General features: G+C 69.9%; 3 protein-coding genes. 2 read left to right on the forward strand and 1 reads right to left on the reverse strand.

Features of this window, described 5'->3' with window-relative positions:
* Positions 1-447, reverse strand: a 447-nt coding sequence (locus tag JWP83_RS07385; RefSeq protein WP_297727935.1) for an AAA family ATPase, incomplete at its 3' end; no start/stop codon positions are given.
* A 137-nt stretch (positions 448-584) separates the two neighbouring features.
* On the opposite strand from JWP83_RS07385, the gene JWP83_RS07390 reads away from it, so the two are divergent.
* Together JWP83_RS07390 and JWP83_RS07395 are read left to right on the forward strand one after the other, a co-directional pair.
* Complete coding sequence (locus JWP83_RS07390; RefSeq protein ID WP_297727937.1) at positions 585-1,583, forward strand: hypothetical protein; 999 nt, start codon at positions 585-587, stop codon at positions 1,581-1,583.
* An 85-nt stretch (positions 1,584-1,668) separates the two neighbouring features.
* Positions 1,669-4,501, forward strand: a 2,833-nt coding sequence (locus JWP83_RS07395; protein WP_297727939.1) for a transglutaminase family protein, incomplete at its 3' end; no start/stop codon positions are given.

Genomic DNA, 4,501 nt, shown 5'->3' on the forward strand with positions numbered 1-4,501 from the left:
CACCCGGTTCTCCACCGCGGAGAGCAGCGCGTCCTGCTGGGTCATGGAGAACCGGTGCACCTCGTCGATGAAGAGAACGGTCTGCTCGCTTCTGACGAGCGCCTGTCGAGCCTGGTCTATAACGGCCCGGACGTCCTTGACGCCGGCCGACAGCGCGGACAGCGCCTCGAACCGGCGGCCGGTCGAGTGTGAGATCAGCGCCGCCAGCGTCGTCTTGCCGCTGCCCGGGGGGCCGTACAGGATGACCGACGCGACGCCCGAGCCCTCCACCAGGCGGCGCAGCGGCGACCCGGGTGCCAGCAGATGGCCCTGCCCGACCACTTCGTCCAGCGACGCCGGCCGCATCCGCACGGCCAGCGGCGCACCGGCCGACACGGCCAGGCCCTGGTCGGTTGTCTGCGATGCGCCGGGGAGGTCGAAGAGACCGTCGGACACGGTTTTAGGCATACCACGTCGGGGTGACAAGGTGCGCCGGCCAAGAACGCGTGAAAACAATCCGCGCGCCTCGGCGACTTATTTGCTAAGTTCCGGTTTGCGCTGTTTCCGCGCGCGGGCCCACAGTTGAATCCAACAGCTAGGACGTCATGAGCCAGCCTCCCGAGTATCCCGGCAACCCGAACCTCCCCCACGGTGGAAGCCAGAACCCTCCCGGCTACCCACCGCCGCCCGGTTACGGCGCACCGCCCCCACCGCCGCCCGGTTACGGCGCACCGTCCCCACCGCCGCCCGGTTACGGCGCACCCCCGCCGCCTCCCCCCGGTTATGGCGCGCCGCCGGCCGGTTACGCGCCGCAGCCCGGCTACGGTGGCGCGCCCGGCGGTCAGCCGGGCCAGCCCTTCAGCATCGGCGAGGCGTTCAGCTGGGCGTGGGGCAAGTTCACGCAGAACGTCGCGGCACTGGTCGTGTCCAGCCTCGTCTACGGGGTACTCATCGCCGTCGCCTACAGTGCGATCTTGTTCGGCGGCGGCATGGGGTCGACCACCAGCACCACAAACAGCGACGGCTACACCACCGCCACCACGAGCATCGGCGCCGGCGGGTTGGTCGTCATGATCGTCGGCTACGTACTCATCTATGCGGTGGGGATTTTCGCCCAATCCGCGTTCCTGTCCGGATGCCTTGACATCGCCGACGGACGCCCGGTGACCATCGGTTCGTTTTTCAAGCCGCGCAACCTGGGCAACGTGATCCTCGCCGCGATCATCGTCGGAATTCTGGCCTCGATCGGCTCGTTCTTGTGCATCATTCCCGGCCTCATCGTGGGCATCTTCGCGCAGTTCGCCGTCCCGTTCGTCATCGATCGGTCGCAGGGCGCCATCGAGGCGTTGAAGTCCAGCTTCTCGACCGTCTCGTCGAACTTCGCCAACGCCCTGCTGGCGTGGCTGGCGCAGGTCGCGGCGGTCCTCGTCGGTGCGGTGCTTTGCGGCGTCGGGTTGCTGGTCGGGGGGCCCGTCGCCGCGCTCATCCTGATCTACACCTACCGCAAGCTGTCCGGCGGCCAGGTCGTCCCGCTGGAGCAGCCGCCGGGTGGTTACCAGGCCGGACCGCCGCCGGGCGCGCCGCCGGGCCCCCAGTTCGGATAAGGCGTAGGGACGGCCCGAGGCCAGGGGCCGTCCGCTGGGATTGCGCTGCGCTGCGACCTTGTGGCGCTTGTGATGAGATCAGCGGATGAGCATCAAAGTTGCGCTGGAGCACCGCACCAGCTACACCTTTGACCGGCTGGTCGGGGTTTATCCGCACGTGGTGCGGCTGCGCCCGGCGCCCCACTCCCGCACGGCCATCGAGGCCTACTCGTTGCGCGTCGAGCCGAGCGAGCACTTCGTCAATTGGCAGCAGGACGCGGTCGGCAATTTCCTTGCCCGGCTGGTGTTTCCGAATCCGATGAGCCGGCTGACCATCACCGTCGGGCTCATCGCCGACCTCAAGGTGATCAACCCGTTCGACTTCTTCATCGAGGACTGGGCCGAGACGTGGCCCTCGGGTGGGTGGAGCTATCCCAAGGCGCTGGCCGACGACCTCAAGCCGTACCTGCGGCCCGTCGACGAGGACGGCCCGGACTCGGGCCCCGGGGAGCTCGTGCAGGCATGGCTGGGCAACTTCAGGGTGCCCGACGGCACCCGCACCATCGACTTTCTGGTCGCGCTCAACCGCGCCATCAACGCCGACGTCGCCTACAGCCTGCGGATGGAACCCGGTGTGCAGACACCGGATTTCACGCTGCGCAACGGCGTGGGCTCGTGCCGGGACTCGGCGTGGCTGTTGGTGTCGATCCTGCGCCAGTTCGGGCTGGCCGCCCGCTTCGTGTCCGGCTACCTGGTGCAGCTGGCCTCCGACGTCGAGGCGCTCGACGGGCCGTCGGGACCCGCCGCCGACTTCACTGACCTGCACGCGTGGACCGAGGTGTACATCCCGGGCGCGGGATGGATCGGGCTGGACCCGACGTCGGGACTGTTCGCCGGCGAGGGCCACATCCCGCTGGCGGCCACACCGCACCCGGCGAGCGCGGCGCCCATCAGCGGCGGTACCCAACCCTGCGAATCGACGCTGGAGTTTTCCAATACCGTCACCCGCATCCACGAAGACCCGCGCGTCACGCTGCCCTACGCCGACGCGGCCTGGAGGACCATCTGCGACGTCGGGCGGCGCGTCGACGAGCGACTGGACGCCGCCGACGTCCGGCTGACGGTGGGCGGTGAGCCGACGTTCGTAGCGGTGGGCATCCCCCCAGACGGGTCAGACGAGGAGTGGACGACCGCCGCCGACGGCCCCCACAAGCGGCAGCGGGCATCCGAACTGGCCGCCCGGCTGAAGTCGGTGTGGGCGCCGCAGGGGCTGATCCAGCGCGGGCAGGGCCGGTGGTATCCGGGAGAACCGTTGCCGCGCTGGCAGATTGCGCTCTACTGGCGCACCGACGGGCGGCCGCTCTGGACCGACGACGCGCTGCTGGCCGACCCCTGGGTCAGCGAGCCGAACGGTCCGGTCGCGGACAACGAGGCGGCCTACAAGCTGCTCGCCGGAGTCGCCGAGGGTATGGGGCTGCCACTGTCGCAGGTGCGGCCGGCCTACGAGGACCCACTGGACCGGCTGGCGGCCAAAGTGCGCATGCCCGAGGGCGACCCCGTGGGGTCGGGCGACGACCTCGACCCCGACACCGCTTCTGACACCGCCGCCAACCGCGCGTCGCTGCTGGCGCGCCTCGACGAATCCACCACGTCCCCGGCGGCGTTCGCGCTGCCGCTGCACCGCCGCGACGACGGCCTGGGTTGGGCCAGCGCCGACTGGCGGCTGCGCCGCGGTCGCATGGTGTTGCTCGAGGGCGATTCACCGGCGGGTCTGCGGCTACCGCTGGATTCCATCAGCTGGGTACCGCCGCGTGCAACGTTCGACGCCGACCCCCTGTCCGTTGGCGGCGAGCTGGCGGCGGACGCCGCCGTGAGCGAGGCCGTGGTCGTCGACGACGACGCCGCGCCGCCGACCGCGATGGTCGCCGAAGTTCGCGGTGGGCTGCTGTACGTATTCGTGCCGCCCACCGAGGCGCTCGAACACTTCGTCGACCTCATCGCCCGGGTCGAGGCCGCGGCGACCAAGGCCGACTTCCCGGTGGTGATCGAGGGCTACGGCCCGCCGCCGGACCCGCGGCTGACGTCGCTGACGATCACCCCCGACCCCGGTGTCATCGAGGTCAACGTGCCGCCCACCGCCAGCTTCTCCGAACAGACGCAGCTGCTGGAAACGCTGTACGAGCAGGCTCGGTTGGCTCGACTCTCAACGGAATCCTTCGACGTCGACGGCACGCACGGCGGGACCGGCGGCGGCAACCACATCACGCTGGGCGGCGTCACGCCGGCGGACTCGCCGCTGCTGCGCCGCCCCGACTTGCTGGTCTCGCTGCTGACCTACTGGCAGCGCCACCCGTCGCTGTCCTACCTGTTCGCCGGGCGATTCGTCGGCACCACGTCGCAGGCGCCCCGGGTCGACGAGGGCCGCACCGACGCACTCTACGAACTCGAGATCGCGTTCTCGGAGATCGCGCGGCAGTCGGCGGGTGGAACGCCCAAGCCCTGGGTGACCGACCGCGCGCTGCGGCACCTGCTCACCGACATCACCGGCAACACCCACCGCGCCGAGTTCTGCATCGACAAGCTCTACAGCCCCGACACCCCGCGCGGCAGGCTCGGCCTGCTGGAGTTGCGCGGCTTCGAAATGCCGCCGCACCTGCGCATGGCGATGGTGCAGTCGCTGCTGGTGCGTTCGCTGGTGGCGTGGTTCACCGACGAACCGCTGCGCGCCCCGCTGATCCGTCACGGCGCCAACCTGCACGGGCGATACATGTTGCCGCACTTCCTGATTCACGACATCGCCGACGTGGCCGCCGACCTGCGCGCGCACGGCGTTCCCTTCGAGACCAGCTGGCTGGACCCGTTCACCGAGTTCCGCTTCCCGCGCATCGGGACCGTCGTCTTCGACGGCGTGGAGATCGAGCTGCGTGGGGCGATCGAAC

Origin of the sequence: Mycobacterium sp., assembly GCF_025965855.1 — a bacterium.
Classification (GTDB): Bacteria; Actinomycetota; Actinomycetes; order Mycobacteriales; family Mycobacteriaceae; genus Mycobacterium.

Bases quoted from the DNA above. Each gene is read 5' to 3' on its own strand.
- JWP83_RS07390 (WP_297727937.1), top strand. From the start codon at position 585: ATGAGCCAGCCTCCCGAGTATCCCGGCAACCCGAACCTCCCCCACGGT.